General features: G+C 72.0%; 19 protein-coding genes. 15 read left to right on the forward strand and 4 right to left on the reverse strand.

All coding sequences use genetic code 11. The features are described 5' to 3' along the window. The first annotated feature begins 80 nt into the window (after nucleotides 1–80). Complete coding sequence (locus E0493_RS03130; RefSeq protein ID WP_160935453.1) at nucleotides 81–380, forward strand: hypothetical protein; 300 nt, start codon at nucleotides 81–83, stop codon at nucleotides 378–380. A gap of 67 nt (nucleotides 381–447) precedes the next feature. Here the strand turns inward: E0493_RS03130 and E0493_RS03135 are convergent, their stop codons facing one another. Further along, nucleotides 448–774 (reverse strand): accessory factor UbiK family protein, encoded by a 327-nt coding sequence (locus E0493_RS03135; RefSeq protein ID WP_160935454.1) that lies wholly within the window; start codon nucleotides 772–774, stop codon nucleotides 448–450. Between the two features lie 136 nt (nucleotides 775–910). On the opposite strand from E0493_RS03135, the gene rfaD reads away from it, so the two are divergent. The 9 genes from rfaD to E0493_RS03180 all read left to right on the forward strand — a co-directional run bounded on the left by rfaD (nucleotide 911) and on the right by E0493_RS03180 (nucleotide 8,393). Then, nucleotides 911–1,903 (forward strand): ADP-glyceromanno-heptose 6-epimerase, encoded by a 993-nt coding sequence (gene rfaD / locus E0493_RS03140; RefSeq protein WP_160935455.1) that lies wholly within the window; start codon nucleotides 911–913, stop codon nucleotides 1,901–1,903. Nucleotides 1,904–1,911: 8 nt separating this feature from the next. Next, the gene (gene lgt / locus E0493_RS03145; protein WP_160935456.1) at nucleotides 1,912–2,727 is read left to right on the forward strand and encodes a prolipoprotein diacylglyceryl transferase; all 816 of its coding nucleotides are present in this window, start codon (nucleotides 1,912–1,914) and stop codon (nucleotides 2,725–2,727) included. Beyond that, nucleotides 2,724–3,728, forward strand: coding sequence for a class I SAM-dependent methyltransferase (locus E0493_RS03150; protein WP_367614447.1), 1,005 nt, complete (start codon nucleotides 2,724–2,726; stop codon nucleotides 3,726–3,728). Before lgt ends, E0493_RS03150 begins: the two co-directional genes overlap by 4 nt. Beyond that, nucleotides 3,725–4,495, forward strand: coding sequence for a peptidoglycan editing factor PgeF (pgeF, locus tag E0493_RS03155; RefSeq protein WP_160935457.1), 771 nt, complete (start codon nucleotides 3,725–3,727; stop codon nucleotides 4,493–4,495). The genes E0493_RS03150 and pgeF overlap by 4 nt, the downstream gene beginning before the upstream one ends. Nucleotides 4,496–4,569: 74 nt before the next feature. After that, nucleotides 4,570–5,511, forward strand: coding sequence for a hypothetical protein (locus E0493_RS03160; RefSeq protein WP_160935458.1), 942 nt, complete (start codon nucleotides 4,570–4,572; stop codon nucleotides 5,509–5,511). Nucleotides 5,512–5,689: 178 nt separating this feature from the next. Beyond that, nucleotides 5,690–6,622, forward strand: coding sequence for a ribose-phosphate pyrophosphokinase (locus E0493_RS03165; RefSeq protein WP_160935459.1), 933 nt, complete (start codon nucleotides 5,690–5,692; stop codon nucleotides 6,620–6,622). A 7-nt stretch (nucleotides 6,623–6,629) separates the two neighbouring features. After that, entirely contained in the window at nucleotides 6,630–7,103 is a 474-nt protein-coding gene (locus E0493_RS03170; protein ID WP_160935460.1) for a GNAT family N-acetyltransferase, read from the forward strand. A gap of 82 nt (nucleotides 7,104–7,185) precedes the next feature. After that, the gene (locus tag E0493_RS03175; RefSeq protein WP_160935461.1) at nucleotides 7,186–7,809 is read left to right on the forward strand and encodes a glutathione S-transferase family protein; all 624 of its coding nucleotides are present in this window, start codon (nucleotides 7,186–7,188) and stop codon (nucleotides 7,807–7,809) included. Next, nucleotides 7,809–8,393, forward strand: coding sequence for a histidine phosphatase family protein (locus E0493_RS03180; RefSeq protein WP_160935462.1), 585 nt, complete (start codon nucleotides 7,809–7,811; stop codon nucleotides 8,391–8,393). Before E0493_RS03175 ends, E0493_RS03180 begins: the two co-directional genes overlap by 1 nt. A 7-nt stretch (nucleotides 8,394–8,400) precedes the next feature. On the opposite strand, the gene E0493_RS03185 is transcribed toward E0493_RS03180, so the two are convergent. Continuing rightward, complete coding sequence (locus tag E0493_RS03185; protein ID WP_202396875.1) at nucleotides 8,401–10,023, reverse strand: ABC transporter permease; 1,623 nt, start codon at nucleotides 10,021–10,023, stop codon at nucleotides 8,401–8,403. A gap of 16 nt (nucleotides 10,024–10,039) precedes the next feature. Beyond that, nucleotides 10,040–11,059: an extracellular solute-binding protein gene (locus tag E0493_RS03190; protein WP_160935464.1), complete on the reverse strand. Its 1,020-nt coding sequence runs from the start codon at nucleotides 11,057–11,059 to the stop codon at nucleotides 10,040–10,042. A 277-nt stretch (nucleotides 11,060–11,336) separates the two neighbouring features. On the opposite strand from E0493_RS03190, the gene E0493_RS03195 reads away from it, so the two are divergent. The 5 genes from E0493_RS03195 (at nucleotide 11,337) to E0493_RS03215 (ending at nucleotide 16,271) form a co-directional block, all read left to right on the forward strand. Continuing rightward, a complete protein-coding gene (locus tag E0493_RS03195; protein ID WP_160935465.1) occupies nucleotides 11,337–11,975 on the forward strand; it encodes a 50S ribosomal protein L25/general stress protein Ctc in 639 nt (212 codons plus the stop codon). A 15-nt stretch (nucleotides 11,976–11,990) separates the two neighbouring features. Beyond that, nucleotides 11,991–12,563: an aminoacyl-tRNA hydrolase gene (gene pth, locus E0493_RS03200; RefSeq protein WP_160935466.1), complete on the forward strand. Its 573-nt coding sequence runs from the start codon at nucleotides 11,991–11,993 to the stop codon at nucleotides 12,561–12,563. Nucleotides 12,564–12,567: 4 nt separating this feature from the next. Then, a complete protein-coding gene (locus E0493_RS03205; protein ID WP_160935467.1) occupies nucleotides 12,568–12,975 on the forward strand; it encodes a hypothetical protein in 408 nt (135 codons plus the stop codon). 121 nt (nucleotides 12,976–13,096) lie between these two features. Further along, complete coding sequence (gene ychF / locus E0493_RS03210) at nucleotides 13,097–14,191, forward strand: redox-regulated ATPase YchF (protein WP_160935468.1); 1,095 nt, start codon at nucleotides 13,097–13,099, stop codon at nucleotides 14,189–14,191. A 154-nt stretch (nucleotides 14,192–14,345) separates the two neighbouring features. Then, entirely contained in the window at nucleotides 14,346–16,271 is a 1,926-nt protein-coding gene (locus E0493_RS03215) for an ATP-binding protein (protein ID WP_160935469.1), read from the forward strand. 21 nt (nucleotides 16,272–16,292) lie between these two features. Here E0493_RS03215 and E0493_RS03220 read toward each other — a convergent pair whose 3' ends face one another. Beyond that, nucleotides 16,293–16,502 (reverse strand): DUF4169 family protein, encoded by a 210-nt coding sequence (locus E0493_RS03220; protein WP_160935470.1) that lies wholly within the window; start codon nucleotides 16,500–16,502, stop codon nucleotides 16,293–16,295. Between the last annotated feature and the right edge of the window lie 23 nt (nucleotides 16,503–16,525).

Here is a 16,525-nt window from a genome sequence, read left to right on the forward strand (position 1 = left end):
CATGGTGCCGCCCGGGTGGCGCCACCGTTCTGCCTCACCACAGGGCTCTCTTCCTGAGCATGTTGAGGAGGAACCGCACCATGCGCCGCTTGCGTGAACTGGCCCTCGCCGCCGCCGCTGCCGCCGGCCTCGCGCTGGGCATGACCGCGGCACCGGAGACCGCCCGGGCGGATGAGGTCGTACTGGTGCATGACTACTGGCGCCCAGGACCTCCGCCGCCGCGCTGGCATCAGCCCCCGCCACGGCACTACGGCTATGGCTACGGCCATGGCTACGGGCCGCCGCCGCGGTTCTACCGGCCGCCGCCGCGGGTCTATTACCCGCCGCCGCCGCCCCGTTACTACCGGCCGCGGCCGGTGCCCTACCACTACCGCTACTGATCACCGGAAATGGAAAGGCCGGGGGATGCTTCTCCCCCCGGCCTTTCCCATGCCCGCCGGCGGCGGGTCAGCCGATATCCTGCTCCGGCAGCGGACCGGGCTTGGGCGCCTCGCCCGGCGTGCGGGCCGCGAGCTTCGCCTCCAGCTGTGCCACCCGCTCGGCCAGCGCCGCGCTTTCCTCGCGGGCGCGGCGGGCCACCTCCAGCGCCGCGTCGAGATCCTCGCGCCGCACCAGTTCCAGGCGCTGCACGATCGTCTCGACCTGCGACTTCGCCATGGCCTCCATCTCGGAGCGCAGCCCGGCCATCACCGAGAAGGCCCCTCCGGCCATGCCGGCCAGGTCGTCGAAGAAGCGGCCGCGGCGGCCAGGGCCGCTCTCGGAACCGGTATCCATCTGCTCAATCTCCTTATGCGGCGTGTTCGCCGAAGCTCGCGCCCAACTTGCCCGCCCCGCCGCCCGGCGCCTATACCCGGCGCGCCCGGCGGGGCGACCCCTCCTCCCGCTTTCACCTTCGCGGAAGGCTTGTTGCATGTATCTGGTCACGGGCGGGGCCGGTTTCATCGGCTCCAACATCGTCGCGGCGCTCTGCGAGCGGGGCTCCGAAGTGCTGGTCTGCGACCGGCTGCGCGCCGGCGACCCCGGGCGCGAGAAGTGGCGCAACCTGGCGCATCACGGCATCGCCGGCATCCTGCCGCCGGACCGGCTCTGGTCCTGGCTGGCCGAATCGCCTCGGCCGGAGGCGATCATCCACATGGGCGCCATCAGCGACACCACGGTGCGCGACGGCGACCTGGTGGTGGAGAACAACCTTTCCCTCACCCTGCAGCTCTGGAGCTGGTGCGCCGAGAACGGGGTGCGGCTGGTCTACGCCTCCTCCGCCGCCACTTTCGGCGACGGCACCGAGGGCTTCGAGGACGACGCCGCGCCGGACTACCTCGCCCGCCTGCGGCCGCTGAACCTTTACGGCTGGTCGAAGCACGCGACGGACCGCCGCGTCACCGACCTGCTGGCGCGCGGCAATCCGGCGCCGCCGCAATGGGCGGGGCTGAAGTTCTTCAACGTCTACGGGCCGAATGAGTACCACAAGGGCCGCATGGCCAGCGTGGTGCTGCACAAGTTCCGCCAGATCATGACCGGCGCCCCGGCCACGCTGTTCCGTGCGGACCGCGAGGGCATCGCCGATGGCGAGCAGCTGCGCGACTTCGTGCACGTGGACGACTGCGTGGCCGTGGTGCTGTGGCTGCTGGACAACCCGCGGGCCTCGGGCCTGTTCAACGTCGGCACCGGCACCGCGCGGTCCTTCCTGGACCTGACGCGCGCCATCTACGCCGCGCTGGACAAGCCGCCCGAGATCGCCTTCGTGGACATGCCGGTCGATCTCGTCGGCAAGTACCAGTACTTCACCGAGGCGCAGATGGATCGCCTGCGCGCCGCCGGCTTCACCGGCACCGCAACCAGCCTGGAGGACGGCGTGCGCCGCTACGTGCAGGACTTCCTGACCCAGCCCGACCCGTATCGCTGAGCGGCCGGATGCTTTTCGCCATCCCCTTTCCCGCGATCGACCCGGTGCTCATCGAGCTCGGGCCTTTCGCCATCCGCTGGTACGCGCTGGCCTATATCGCGGGCATCCTGCTCGGCTGGCGGCTGATGCGGCGGCTTGCCGCGCTGCCGCCGGTCGCCGCCAGCGCCGAGCAGGTGGACGACTTCGTCACCTGGGCGGTGCTGGGCGTGATCCTCGGCGGACGGCTTGGCTATGTGCTGTTCTACCAGCCGGACCACTACCTCTCCGCCCCCTGGGAGGCGCTCTACCTCTGGCGTGGCGGCATGTCCTTCCATGGCGGGGCCACCGGGGTGATCCTCGCCATCATCCTGTTCTGCCGCAGCCGCGGGCTCGACATCCGCCGCTTCGGGGACCGGCTGACGGCGGTGACGCCGATCGGCCTGTTCTTCGGCCGTCTCGCCAACTTCATCAATGGCGAACTCTGGGGCCGCGTCACCGACGTGCCCTGGGCCATGGTCTTCCCGCATGCCGGGCCGGAGCCACGCCACCCCAGCCAGCTCTACCAGGCCTTCATGGAGGGCATCTGCCTCTTCGTGCTGCTGCAGGTGATCGTCCGCATCCCGGCGCTCAGGGCGCGCAAGGGCTTCACCGCCGGCGCCTTCCTGGCCGGCTATGGGGTGGCGCGCATCATCGGCGAGCTTTTCCGCCAGCCCGACGCGCAGCTCGGCTTTCTCTGGGGCGGCGCCACCATGGGGCAGATCCTTTCGGTGCCGATGATCCTGGCTGGCGCCGCGCTGATGCTGGCGGCCCGGCCCGAGCCGGTGCAGCGGCCGGTCGCGGCGTGAACGCGCCCGAGCGGCTCGACCGCTTCATGGCCCGCGCGGCGGCGGCCTACTATGCCGCGCGCGACCCCTTCGGGGCCAAGGGCGACTTCATCACCTCGCCCGAGATCAGCCAGGCGTTCGGCGAGTGCCTGGGCCTTTGGACGGCGGTGGCGTGGCAACAGATGGGCCGCCCCGACCCGGTGCTGCTGGTTGAGCTTGGCCCCGGCCGTGGCACGCTGATGGCCGACGCGCTGCGCGCCGTTGGCGGAGTGATGCCGGCCTTCCGCGCCGCGATCCGCCTCCATCTGGTGGAGCAGAGCCCCGGACTGCGCGCCGCCCAGGCTGCCGCCCTCCCCGGCGCCGACCCCACCTGGCACCACAGCGCCGGGACGCTGCCGCCTGGCCCGGCGCTGATCCTGGCCAATGAGTTTCTCGACGCCCTGCCGATCCGCCAGTTCGTCCGCCATGGCGGAAGCTGGCGCGAGCGCTTCGTGCAGGACGGCGCCTTTGTCGAGGCTGCCCCCGAGTCGCCCCCGGCGCTCCCCGCGGAGGCACCGGAGGGCGCGGTGCAGGAGGTCTGCGAGCCGGCCCGCGCCCTTGCCTCCGCGTTGGGCGCGCGGCTGGCGGCGCAGGGCGGCGCGGCGCTGTTCATCGACTACGGCCCGGCGCGAAGCGGGTTCGGCGAAAGCCTGCAGGCGCTCTCGGCACACCGTGCCGCCGACCCCCTGGCGGAGCCCGGCAGCGCCGACATCACCGCCCATGTGGACTTCCAGGCAATGGCCGAGGCCGGCCGTGCCGCCGGAGCCGCCGCCCGGGGTCCGGTGCCACAGGGATTGTTCCTGCAGTCACTCGGGCTGGTGACGCGCGCCGCCATGCTGGCCCGTGCCGCTCCGGCCCAGGCCGGGCACCAGCTTTCCGCCGCCCAGCGGCTGATCGCGCCGGAAGGCATGGGCCGTCTGTTCAAGGCCCTGGCGCTTTGCCACCCTGCCCTGCCCTCTTTACCCGGTTTCGAAAGCGCATGACCGCCGAATTCCTCACCGCCACCCCGCTGTCCGGCCTGCCGCACGGCTTCTTCACCCGGCGCGGCGGGGTGTCCAAGGGCGGCTTCGCCACGCTCAACTGCTCGCTCTCCGGGCAGGACGAGCCCGAGGCGGTGGCGGCCAACCGCGCGCTCGCCATGGCGGCGCTTGGCCTGCCGGCCGGCGCCTTGTCCAGCGCCTACCAGGTGCACGGCATCGCCGTGGCCGAGGTGACGGCCCCGATCCCCAGCGACGCCCGCCCGGAGGCGGATGCGCTGGTCACCAACCGGCCCGGCCTGGCGCTGGGCGTCGTCACCGCCGACTGCGGGCCGGTGCTGTTCGCCGACCAGAAGGCCGGCGTGGTGGCCGCCGCCCATGCCGGCTGGCGCGGCGCCGTGGCCGGCATCCTGGAGGAGACGCTGGCGGCCATGGAGCGGCTCGGCGCCCGCCGCGGTGACATCGCGGCCGTGGTCGGCCCCTGCATCCGCCAGAGCTCCTACGAGGTGGGAATGGACCTGCGGGAAGCGGTGCTCGCGCAGAATCCGGCCAGCGAGCGCTTCTTCATCGAGGGGCGGCGGCCGGGCCACTGGCAGTTCGACCTGCCGGGCTACTGCGCCGCGCGGATGGTGGCCGCAGGCGCCGGCACCGTGGCGGTGCTCGCCGCCGACACCTTCGCCGATGCCGGCAGCTTCTTCAGCCACCGGCGACGGACCCTTGCGGGCGAAGGGCCGATCGGCCACCAGCTCTCCGCCATCGCCCTGCCGGGCTGATCGAGGGGCAGATCCGATGCCCTACTTGATCATGTTCCTCCTTTTCATGGTGCTGACCATGCTGGTGTCCTGCTTTGCGATGCTCTGACCGTCTGCGCCGGCTCCTCCCGGCGCTGCTCCTGCTGCTGGCCGCCGCCTGCGGCGACATCCGCCCCTATGCCGGCCATCCCGGCGGCGACGCGCCGCGGCTGGTGCTGCCGCCAGCCTACCGTATCGCCGTGCCGCCGCCCGGGCAGGCGCTGCTGAGCAACGCCGGGGCCACCGCCTTCGCCGACTCCCTCGCAGAGGCGCTGCGGGCGGCCGAGGTGCCCGCCGCCGCCGCCGAATCCAACCCGCTGGACTGGCCGCTCGCCGTCAGGGTGGAGCGGCAGGGCGCGACGGTGGTGCCGCATTACGAGTTGCGCGACGCCGACGGCGCATCCCTCGGCGCCGCCACCGGAAAGCCGGTGCCGCTGCAAGGCTGGGGGCTGGAGGACCCGGCGCTGTTCAAGGAGGTGGCCAGCCGCGACGCTCCCGCCATCGCCGCGCTGCTCGGCCGCGTGGAGGCCAGCCGCAAGGCCAGCGACCCGAAGGCGCTGGCCGGCGAAGGGCCGCTGCGCATCCGGCTGGCCGGCGTGAAGGGCGCGCCGGGCGACGGGAACAAGAGCCTGAACGACCGCATGGGCGACTTCCTGACCCAGCTCGGCTACCTGCCGCAGGATACGGCGGAGGGCGCGACCTATGCGGTGCAGGGCGTGGTGAACGCGGTGCCGGTGGCGGGCAACAAGCAGCGCATCGAACTGCAATGGATCGTCTCGCGGCGGGATGGCTACGAGCTCGGCCGCGTGGTGCAGCTCAACGAGGTGCCGCGCGGCTCGCTGAACGGCCTCTGGGGCGACGTCGCCTATGTGGCCGCCGAGCAGGCGGCGAACGGCATCCGCGACGTGCTGCGCAACGCCACCGCGCCGGCCCAGCCGGCCGCCGCTCAGGCCGAGCCCGGCAAGGCGCCGCCAGAGACCCTGCGCGCGGCGCGCTGAGATCCTCCGGGCTGGGCGGAGTGGCGAGGCCTCCGCTCCACGCAGCCCGGCATCACGCTTCCGGCATGACCGCCGGACGTACGGCGATGGACATATCTTCGTCACGTTGCTACCACGCGCCCGTTCCTCGCCGGGCCCGACTTCCAGCAGGGTCCGCTGCCCGGAGATGTCGCGCCCCATGAAGATCGTCGCCTGCAACAGCAACCGCCCGCTCGCCGAGGCGGTCGCCGCCGCACTGAACCTCCCCCTTACGCAGGCTTCCATCCGCCGCTTCGCGGACATGGAGGTCTTCGTGGAGATTCACGAGAACATCCGCGGCGAGGATGTGTTCGTGGTGCAGTCCACCTCCTACCCCGCCAACGACAACCTGATGGAGCTGCTAATCACGCTGGATGCGCTGAAGCGCAGCTCGGCGCGGCGCATCACGGCGGTCATCCCCTATTTCGGCTATGCCCGGCAGGACCGGAAGTCCGGCCCCCGCACGCCGATCAGCGCCAAGCTGGTGGCCAACCTGATCACCGAGGCGGGCGCCGACCGCGTGCTGACGCTTGACCTGCATGCCGGGCAGATCCAGGGCTTCTTCGACATTCCGGTGGACAACCTCTTCGCCGCCCCGCTCTTCGCGCGCGACATCCTGGAGCGCTACAAGGGCCGTGACCTGATGGTGGTCTCCCCCGACGTGGGCGGCGTGGTGCGCGCCCGCGCCATCGCGGCCCGCCTGCACACCGACCTCGCCATCATCGACAAGCGCCGCCCCCGCGCCGGCGTCTCCGAGGTGATGAACGTCATCGGCGATGTGGAGGGGCGGGATTGCATCCTAGTGGATGACATCGTCGATTCCGGCGGCACCCTCTGCAACGCCGCCGACGCGCTGCTGAAGAACGGCGCCAAGTCGGTCAGCGTCTATGTCACGCATGGCGTCTTCTCGGGCGGCGCCGTGGCCCGGATCGGCGCCGCGCAGATCGAGCAGATGGTGGTGACGGACAGCATCCAGGCCACCGAGGCCGTGCGGGTCTCGACCAACATCCGCCAGCTGACCATCGCGCCGCTGCTGGCCGAAGCGGTGCGGCGCATCAGCGAGGAAAGCTCGGTTTCCACGCTGTTCAACTGAGGCGTCCATGCGCCTCACGCTCCGCGCGGCCACGGCCGCGGACCGCGCGGCGCTGCTGGAGCAGTTCCTGGGGCTGAACCTCTATGAGCAGCCCCTCTCAGGCGACCGCCGCACCGATCTCGCGGGCGCCGCGGAGGCGCTGGGCGAGGCCGAGCGCCGCGTTGCCGGCCAGGGCGGCCATGCCCTGGTCGCCGAGGTGGACGGCGCCGTGATCGGCCACCTCTTCCTGAGCTTCGAACGGCAGGGCCCCTGCATCGCCGAGGAAGAGCACGGCCATGTGGCGGAATTCTTCGTGCGCGAGGGCTGGCGTGGCCATGGCGTCGGCCGCGCCCTGCTCCGCGAGGCCGAGCGCCTGGCGAGGCTGCGCGGGGTGAAGCGGCTGATGATCGGCGTGCTGGCCGGCAACCACCGCGCCGAGGCGCTCTATCGCCGGCAAGGCTACGCTCCCTACGCCACCGAACTGGTCAAGCCGCTGCGCTGACCTGGCCCCCCCTTGCGCCTCCCGCCTGCGCCGCCGATGCTCCCCGCCCAAGGCCCAAGGGCCAGAAAGGGAATCCGCACACATGAAGCTCTACTACTCCCCCGGCGCCTGCTCGCTCGGCATCCACGTCGTGCTGGAGGAGATCGGCAAGCCCTTCGAGACGGCGCGCACGCCGCTCAAGGAGGGCGCGCAGAACACGCCCGAGTTCCAGGCGATCAACCCGAAGGGCAAGGTGCCCGCCCTGCAGCGCGACGACGGCTCGGTGCTGACCGAGTGGCCCGCCATCGCCTTCTGGCTGGCGGCGAGCAACCCCGCGTCGAAGCTCTGGCCGGAGGGGATCGAGGCGCAGGCGCGCGCCTACGAGGCGATGGACTACATCTGCGGCACCATCCACCCGCAAGGCTTCACCCGCCTGTTCAACCAAGCCCGCTTCGCGCCCAGCGAGGCCGATCATCCGAAGGTCATCGAGCAGGGCCGCGCCATCGCGGAGAAGGGCTTCGCCGTGCTGGACAAGCGGTGGACCGGCGATGAATGGGTGCTGGCCTCGGGCTACTCGGTGGCCGATGCGGCGCTGTTCTTCGTCTGCTACTGGGCGGTGAAGCGCATGAACATGACGCTGCTGCCGCGCATCGCGGCGCATTTCGAGCGCATGCTGGCCCGTCCGGCGGTGCAGCGGGCGCTCGCCACCGAGGGCCTGCCGGCCTGATGCCGGACGCCGCCCCGCTCACGCAGAAGGCGTTCTGGTTCCTCCGCCACGGCGAGACGGACTGGAACGCGCGCGGGCTGTCCCAGGGCAATGTGGACATCCCGCTGAACAGCATCGGCATCGCTCAGGCCGAACGGGCGGCGGCGGCGCTGCGGGGCAAGGAGATCGCCACCATCGTCTCCTCGCCGCTGGGCCGCGCCCGGAACACGGCCGAGGCTGTGGCGGCGGTGCTTGGCTTGCCCGTGCAGATCCATGAGCCGCTGCACGAGGTGTCATTCGGCGTGCAGGAGGGCCAGCCCATGGCGGGCTGGTTCGACGACTGGGTGGAGGGCCGCTTCACCCCCGAGGGCGCCGAGAGCTTCGCCCAGCTCCGTGCCCGCACCGCGGCGGCCATCAACCACTGCCTGGCCCTGCCAGGGCCGGTGCTGGTGGTGGCGCATGGTGCGCTCTGGCGCGCCTTCCGTGCCGATGCCGGGCTGCCGCCCAACGTCCGCACGCCCAATGCGCTGCCGATGTGGGTGACGCCGCCGGCACCCGGCGAGACCGCGTGGCGTTTCGAGCCGCTCGGGATGCCGGGCGCCTGACCACGGCTCAGCGCGCCGGCGGCACCACCTTGCGGAGGCCGCCGGCGCCCAGCAGCACGATCGGCGCCAGCCCCACCACCACCAGCGCCAGCGCCGCCACGGCGCCTTCCTCGTAGGTGCCGCGCGCGGCCTCGGCGTAGAGGGCGGTGGCCAGCGTCTCCGTGTTCAGCGGGCGCAGCAGCAGGGTGGCCGGCAGTTCCTTCATCGCATCCAGGAAGGTCAGCAGCGCCGCGACCGAAAGCGCGGGCAGCAGCAGCGGCAGGTGCACCCGCCAGAGCAGCCGCCCGGCAGTCGCGCCCATGGATTCGGCGGACCAGTCCACCTCCCGGCGGATGCGGGCATAGGCCGCGTCGAGCCCGCCTGCCGGAATGGCCAGGAAGCGGATGACATAGGCCGCCACCACCGCCGCCACGCTGCCCGAGAGCGCGGCGGGAGCCCAGCGGCCCAGCAGCCCCAGCAGATCGTCGATCCAGCCGAAGGCGATGATCAGCCCGACCGCGGCAACGCCGCCCGGCAAGGCATAGCCAAGCATGCCGAGCCGGAGCAGCGCCGCCCCAGGGCCGGGGCGGCGCGGGCTGTCGCGCCGCGCGCCGAGCGCCAGCGGCAGGGCGGCCAGCAGGGCCAGCAGCGTTGCCATGGCAGCGAGTGACGCGCTGCTGGCGATCCAGCGCGGCAGGTCCGGTGGCAGGCCGAACTCCGCCACCCGCCTCCAGGCCGCCCAGAGCAGGTAGGCGGCCGGCACCACGAAGCCCAGCAGCACCGGCAAAGTGCAGGCCAGGGTGGCGGCGAGCCCCGCCGCCCATGGAAGCGCCTGGCGCTCCGGCGCCTCCGGGCGGGTGGCGGCATGGCTCTCCCGCGCCCTGCCCCAGCGCTCCATGGCCACCACCCCCGCCACCAGGGCCAGCAGCACCAGCGCGATCTGCGCCGCTCCCTCCAGCGAGGAGCGGGTGATCCAGGTGACGTAGACCGAGACGGTCAGGGTGCGGACACCCAGGAACTCGGCCGCGCCGATGTCGTTCAGCGCCTCCATCAGCGCCAGGGCGGCGCCGGCGGCCACGGCCGGCCGGGCCATGGGCAGGCCCACACGGCGGAACAGCAGCATCCCGGCCGCGCCGCAGGAGCGCGCGGCCCGCAGCGCCTCGGTGCCCTGGGTGTGGAAGGCCGCGCGGGCGGCCAGATAGACATAGGGGTAGAGCACCATTCCCATCACCAGGACGCAGCCGGCGAGCGAGCGGATCTCCGGCAGCGGGATGGCGCGCGGATCGGTCAGGCCGAGAAGGTGGCGCAGGCGCGTCTGCACCGGCCCGGCGGGGTGCAGCACGTCCAGCCAGGCATAGGCGGCGACATAGCCGGGCAGCGCCAGCGGCAGCACCAGCCCGACCGAGAGCAGGCGGCGGGCCGGGAAGCGAAAGCACGAGGTCAGCCAGGCGGTGCCGGTGCCGACCACCACCACCACCACGCCGACGCCGGCCAGCAGCGAGAGGGTCTCCACCGCCGCCTGCGGCAGCACGAAGCGCAGCAGGTGCGGCCAGAGCGCGCCCGAGCCCGCCATCGCCGCCGTGGCGAGGGCGAGCACCGGCAGCGCCACCGGGGCGGCGGCCAGGGTGGCCGCCAGTCGCAGACCCTTCATCCGAACCGGCTGCGCCTCACCGGTCGAAGCCGACCTCGTCCACGATCTGGCTGGCGCGGGCGCGCTGCGCCGCGATCTTCGGCAGCGGGATGGCATCGACCTTCAGCGTGCCGAAGCCGGCCACGATGGGGTCAAGCTCGGCGTCGGCGCGCACGGGGTACTCGAAGTTCACCTTGGCATAGAGCGCCTGGGCCTCGGGCGAGGCGAGGAACTCCAGCAGCTTCACCGCCTCGGCACGGTTCGGCGCGTGGCGGGCGACCACGGCGCCGGAAACGTTCACCATGGCGCCATCGTCCGGCAGCACCACGCGGATCGCCTGGCCCCAGGCCTTCTGCTCCTCGCCGCCGCGGCCGGACAGCATGATGCCGACATAGTAGGTGTTGGCCAGCCCGACGTCGCAGATGCCGGCGCGGATGTCGCGTGCCACCTCGCGGTCGCCGCCGGCGGGGCGGCGGGCCAGGTTGGCCTTCAGCTTCGTTAGGTAGTCGCGCAGCCAGGCCTCCCCGTGCTCCACCAGCAGCGCCGAGAACAGGGCGGTGTTGTAGGGGTGCTGGCCGGAGCGGATGCAGACCTTCCCCTTGAAGCGGGGATCGGCGAGGTCCGCATAGGTCAGCTTCGCGCCTTCGGCCTCCGGCACCCGCTCGCGCGAGACATAGATGGCTCGGGCGCGGGTGGAGAGGGCGAACCAGCGGCCATCCTCGCCGCGCAGGCCGGCGGGAATGGCGGCCTCCAGCGTCTCGGAACGCGTGGGCTGGGACAGGTCGCGGTCCACCAGCTCCATCAGGTTGCCGATGTCCACCACCATCGCGACATCGGCCGGGGAGCGGGCGCCCTCCGCCGCCAGCCGCTCGGCGAGGCCGCCCTGCACGAAGACGGTATTGACCGTGGTGCCGGTCGTTTCGGTGAAGCGATCCAGCAGCGGCCGGATCAGCCCGGGCTCGCGGGTCGTGTAGAGGTTCACCTCCGCCGCCTGCGCGAGCTGTGCGGAGAGAAGCAGGGACAGCGCCCCGAAAGTGGCCCCAAGCCGATGGAACATCAGAAATCTCCCGGAGGATCTGCCGCGATTTGCCAGCGCCTGCTGTTCCTATGATTGCGAATGAATGTCAATTACGTAATGTTCGGCGCCGGCCCTGCGCGCGCCGGCCCTCATCGGCGGCATTGTGCGGGGGGCGCATTCTTGCTAATCCCCGCCCCGCTGCGCTGGCACCCCTGGAGGCCGGCGCAACTGTTTTCGGGCACCCGCCCGGAGGCGGACATTGACACGGCGCCCCGGCCAGGCCGGCGCGGCGCCTTTGCTGATTGGAGCTGAAGCAATGGTCCAGACCATTCGGATCGAGGCCGAGGCGCGCGAGCGGGCCGGTAAGGGGGCGGCGCGCGCGACCCGGCGTGGTGGGCGTGTTCCCGCCGTCATCTACGGCGCGAAGGAGGAGGCCACCCTCCTCTCCCTCGACCCGCGCGACGTGATGAAGGAAATGCACAAGGGCGGCTGGCAGTCCCACCTCTATGAGGTGGCGGTGGGCGGCAAGGCCGAGCGCTGCCTGATGCGCGAGGTGCAGTTCCACCCCGTGAAGGACACGCCCATCCATGTGGACTTCCAGCGGCTCGCCCCGGGCCAGCTGATCCGCGTGAAGGTGCCGGTGGTGTTCCAGAACGAGGACAGCGCCCCGGGCATCAAGGAAGGCGGCGTGCTGAACGTCGTCCGCCGCGAGGTGGAGGTGATGTCCGACCCCGACCAGGTGCCGGAGCAGTTCGAGATCGACCTGGCCAGCGCCGCCATCGGCGACAGCCTGCGCTGGTCCAACGTGGCGGACGCCAAGGGCACCAAGCCGGTGATCGTCGGCCGTGACTTCGTGGTGGCCACCATCGCGCCGCCCACCGTCGAGGAAGAGGTGGTGGTCCAGGCTCCGGTCGCGGCCCCCGCCCCCGCCCCGAAGGGCAAGGGCAAGAAGTAAGGCGGAGACTGTCCGGTGCTGCTCTGGGTCGGTCTCGGCAATCCGGAGCCGGGCCAGGCGCGGCACCGGCACAATATCGGCTTCCTGGCGCTCGACGCCATCGCCCGCCGCCACGGCTTCACGCCGTGGCGCAGCCGCTACAAGGGCCTGGTGGCCGAGGGCAGCCTCGGCGGCCAGAAGCTCCTGCTGCTGAAGCCGCAGACCTACATGAACCTTTCCGGCGAATCCGTGCAGCCGGCCGCCGGGTTCCACAAGATCCCTCCCGCCGACATCACCGTCTTCCACGACGAGCTGGACCTTGCCCCGGGCAGGATCCGTGTGAAGCTGGGCGGGGGCGCGGCGGGGCATAACGGGCTGCGCGACATCGACCGCCGCCTTGGCACGCCGGATTACTGGCGGGTGCGCCTTGGCATCGGCCATCCCGGCATGAAGGAGAAGGTGACGGGGCATGTCCTCGGCAACTTCGCCAAGGTGGACACCTGGCTGGAGCCCATGCTGGATGCGGTGGCGGATGCCGCGCCCATGCTGGCGCGCGGCGAGCGGGAAGCCTTCATGACCCGCGTGGCCCTGTTGACCCAGGAGAACTGAGATCATGGCGATGGAAGACGCGGCGGCTGATCTGGAGGCGGAATTCGGCGGCCCCGGCCCGGAGGACATGGCGAACGGCGCCGCCGCGCTGGCGGCCGCCCTGCTGGCCCAGGCCCATACCCTCGCCAGCACCGCCGCCGCGCTGGAAACCAGCGACACCGGGCATGTCGGCGCCATCGAGGCGGCCGCCGCGCGGGCCTCGCTGGCGCTTTCCATGGCCCAGGTGGTTTCGGAGGCCAGCGGGCAGGCGCGGGCCGGGCTGATCGCGGCCGCCGCCAAGGCGCTCGACGTACCGCTCGGCAGCGCCGTGACGCAGCTTCGCGCCGCCGCCCTCGCCCTGCCGACCGATGACGCCGCGGCGCGCATCGCCGCCGCGCAGATCGCGCAGGAAATCGCCGCCGGGCTGGGCTAACGGCTCCGCCACCCGCCAAGGGGGCGCCGCCCCCTTTGAACCCCCGCCGGGGTGCCCACGGGAGCAACCGTGTCACCCCGGCCCCCGCCATCAGTGCGGAACAGACTTCCCGAGGACGGTCATGGGCTTCAACTGCGGTATCGTCGGCCTGCCGAATGTCGGCAAATCGACCCTGTTCAACGCGCTGACGCAGACCGCGGCAGCCCAGGCCGCCAACTATCCCTTCTGCACCATCGAGCCGAACGTCGGCCGCGTCGCCGTGCCAGACCCGCGCCTCGACACCATCGCGGCGATCGGCAAGAGCGCCAAGATCGTGCCGACCAGCCTGGAATTCGTCGACATCGCCGGCCTGGTGCGCGGCGCCAGCCGCGGCGAGGGCCTGGGCAACCAGTTCCTCGCCAACATCCGCGAGACCGACGCCATCGTGCACGTCCTGCGCTGCTTCGAGGATGACGACGTCACCCATGTCGAGGGCAGCGTCGATCCATTGCGGGACGCCGACACCATCGAGACCGAGCTGATGCTTGCCGACATGGACAGCCTGGAGAAGCGCATCGCCGGCCTGCAGAAGCGCGCCCGCGGCGGCGACAAGGAAGCCGCCGCCCAGCTGTCGCTGATCGAGCCGATCCTCGCCGGCCTGCGCGACGGCCGCCCCGCCCGCGCCTCCATCCCCAAGGGCGAGGAGGAGGCGGTGCGCCGGCTCCAGCTCCTGACCTCCAAGCCGGTGCTCTACGTCTGCAATGTGGAGGAGGCCAACGCCGCCAGCGGCAACGCCCACAGCGAGAAGGTCTTCGCCCGCGCCGCCGCCGAGGGCGCCAAGGCCGTGGTCGTCTCCGCCGCCATCGAGGCCGAGATCAGCCAGATGGCCGCCGAGGACCGCGCCGAGTTCCTGGAGACGCTGGGCCTCAGCGATTCCGGCCTCGACCGCGTCATCGCCGCCGGCTACGGCCTGCTCGGCCTGATCACCTACTTCACCGTGGGGCCCAAGGAGGCCCGCGCCTGGACCATCATCAAGGGCATGAAGGCCCCCCAGGCGGCCGGCGTGATCCATGGCGACTTCGAGCGTGGCTTCATCGCCGCCGAAACCATTCCCTTTGACGACTACGTCGCCTGCAAGGGCGAGCAGGGCGCCAAGGAAGCCGGCAAGATGCGCGTCGAAGGCAAGGAATACGTCGTGCGCGACGGCGACATCATGCTGTTCCGGTTCAACGTCTGAACCGGGAGGGCCTGCCCGCCGAGGCACCCTCGCGCGCGGGTTCGTTGCGGGGTCTTCACTCCGGAGTTGCTGTTCCGGCGGTGATCCGTTAGTCCGCTGGAGGGGAAGAGTGTTCGCGATCTCTTCCCCCTGACGAAACTCCGGTCGCCCGCCGTTGCATCTCGATACGACCACCCTTCTCCTGCTCAGTGCGGTCCTTGGCGCGCTGCTCGGGGCGATCTGGCTCGGCCTTTCGCTGCACCGCCATCGGACGACGGGGCTGGGCGAGTGGGGCACGGCCCTGCTCTGCCTCGCCCTTGGCACCATGCTGCTCGGTGCGCGCGGGGCGTTGCCCGACCTGCTCTCCATCGACATCGGCAACCTGGTGATCCTGCTCGGGGGCGGCTTCTGCTGGCGCGGGGCACGGCGCTTCGACGGGCGCACGGCGCCGGCCTGGATCGTGCTGCTGCCCGGCCTGCTCTGGCTGGCGGCGATGCGCATGCCGGCGAGGGAATTTGTTGAGTACCGCGTGGTGGTCGCCTCCGTGCTCTCGGGGCTGCCGATGCTCGCCATCGCCTGGGAATTCTGGCGCGGCCGGCCTGAAGGGCTGGCCTGCCGGATGCTGCTGTCCGGCGGCTTCGCTCTCCATGGCGGGCTGACGCTGCTGCGCATTCCCGTCATGCTCCTGCAGGCGGATTGGACCCGGACCAGTGTCCTGCCGGACAACGTCTGGGTGCAGATCATCCTCCTGGAGTCCATCCTGCACGGCGTGGGCACCAGCTTCGCCCTGCTGGCCCTGTTCCGGGAGCGCGGCGAGCGGCAGCTGCTGGAAGCGACCGCCGCGTCGCGGGACGCCGCGCAGCAGGCCAGTGCCGCCAAGTCCCGCTTCCTGGCCTGGATGAGCCATGAGATGCGCACGCCCCTGAACGGCGTGCTCGGGCTTTCCCAGGTGCTTTCGGAGAACCGCAGCCTGCAGCCTTCGGCCCAGGAGCAGGTCGCGGTGATCGCGCAGGCCGGGCAGCACCTGCTGGCGCTGGTGAACGACGTGCTGGACCTGGCGCTGGTGGAGGCGGGCCGCCTGACCCTGCAGGAGGCGCCCGTCCCGCTGGGCGTCCTGCGCGAGAACACGCTGGCGCTGGTTCGCCCCGAAGCCGCCCGGAAAGGCATCCGGCTGCGGACGGACATCGCCCCGGACCTGCCGGCGAACGTGCGCGGGGACGGCCGGCGGCTGCAGCAGATCCTGCTGAACCTCCTGGCGAATGCGGTGAAGTTCACGCCCCGAGGCGGCGAGGTGTGCCTGTCGATGCAGTGCTGGCCGGATGGCAGCCTGCGCCTCGCGGTGACCGACACCGGGCCGGGGATTTCGGCCACCCAGCGTGCCCTGCTGTTCCGCGACTTCACCCGGCTGCCCGGCGCCGCCCGCGAAGCGGCGCAGGAGGGCTATGGGCTGGGCCTCGCCATCAGCGCCGCCCTTGTGCAGGCCATGCAGGGCACGCTCGGCGTGGATGCCGGTCCCGAGGGGCGGGGCAGCCGTTTCTGGGTGCATCTGTCGCTGCCGCATGCGCCCGCGGAAGCCACCGGCGCGGCGGCTCCGGCAGCGGCCCCGGTGCGGGACGTCCTGGTGGTGGACGATGTCGCGGTGAACCGCATGGTCGTGCAGGCGCTGCTGCAGAGTGGCGGCCATGTCGTGCGGCAGGCCGCCAGCGGCGAGGCCGCCCTCGCGCTGCTCGCCGAGCGCGGCGCCGAGCTGGTGCTGATGGATCTTCAAATGCCGGGAATGGACGGGGTGGAGACCGCCCGCCGCATCCGGAAGCAGGAGGCGCAGGAGCCTGGCCTGCCGCGGACCATCATCATCGCGTTGACCGGCGAACTCTCCGAGGAGGCCCAGGAAGCCTGCCGCGCCGCCGGCATGGACGGCTGCCTGGCGAAGCCCGTCAGCCGCGCCAACCTCTATGCCGTGCTGCGCGGAATGCCGGCACCGGATCCTTCGGCGCCGGCCGCGGGGGCCACCCCCGCCAAGCCGGTCCATTCCTGCCCGCCCGCGCCGCCCCAGCCTCCGCGCAGCGAGCCGGCCGCGGCCAAGCCTGCCCAGCCCGCCTGAGGCCGGGCGGCCCGCGCGATCTCAGCCCTTCTCCGGCGCCTCTCCGGGCGGGGGCGGCGCTTCCCGCCGCGCGCCGTCCAGCAATGCCCGACGTTGCGCCTCCACCGTGGCGTCGCGCGCCTTTTCCGCCTTGCTGCGGCCGAACTTTACGCGATTGGCAGTGGCCTGCCGGGCCTCCGCCTGCCGGGCGGCCGCCTTGCGCCGCTGGTTGAGGTTGACGATCTCTGCCATGCTCGGAGGATAGGGCGGAACCG

The sequence above is a fragment of the Teichococcus coralli genome (genome assembly GCF_009829925.1).
GTDB classification, from domain to species: domain Bacteria; phylum Pseudomonadota; class Alphaproteobacteria; order Acetobacterales; family Acetobacteraceae; genus Pseudoroseomonas; species Pseudoroseomonas coralli.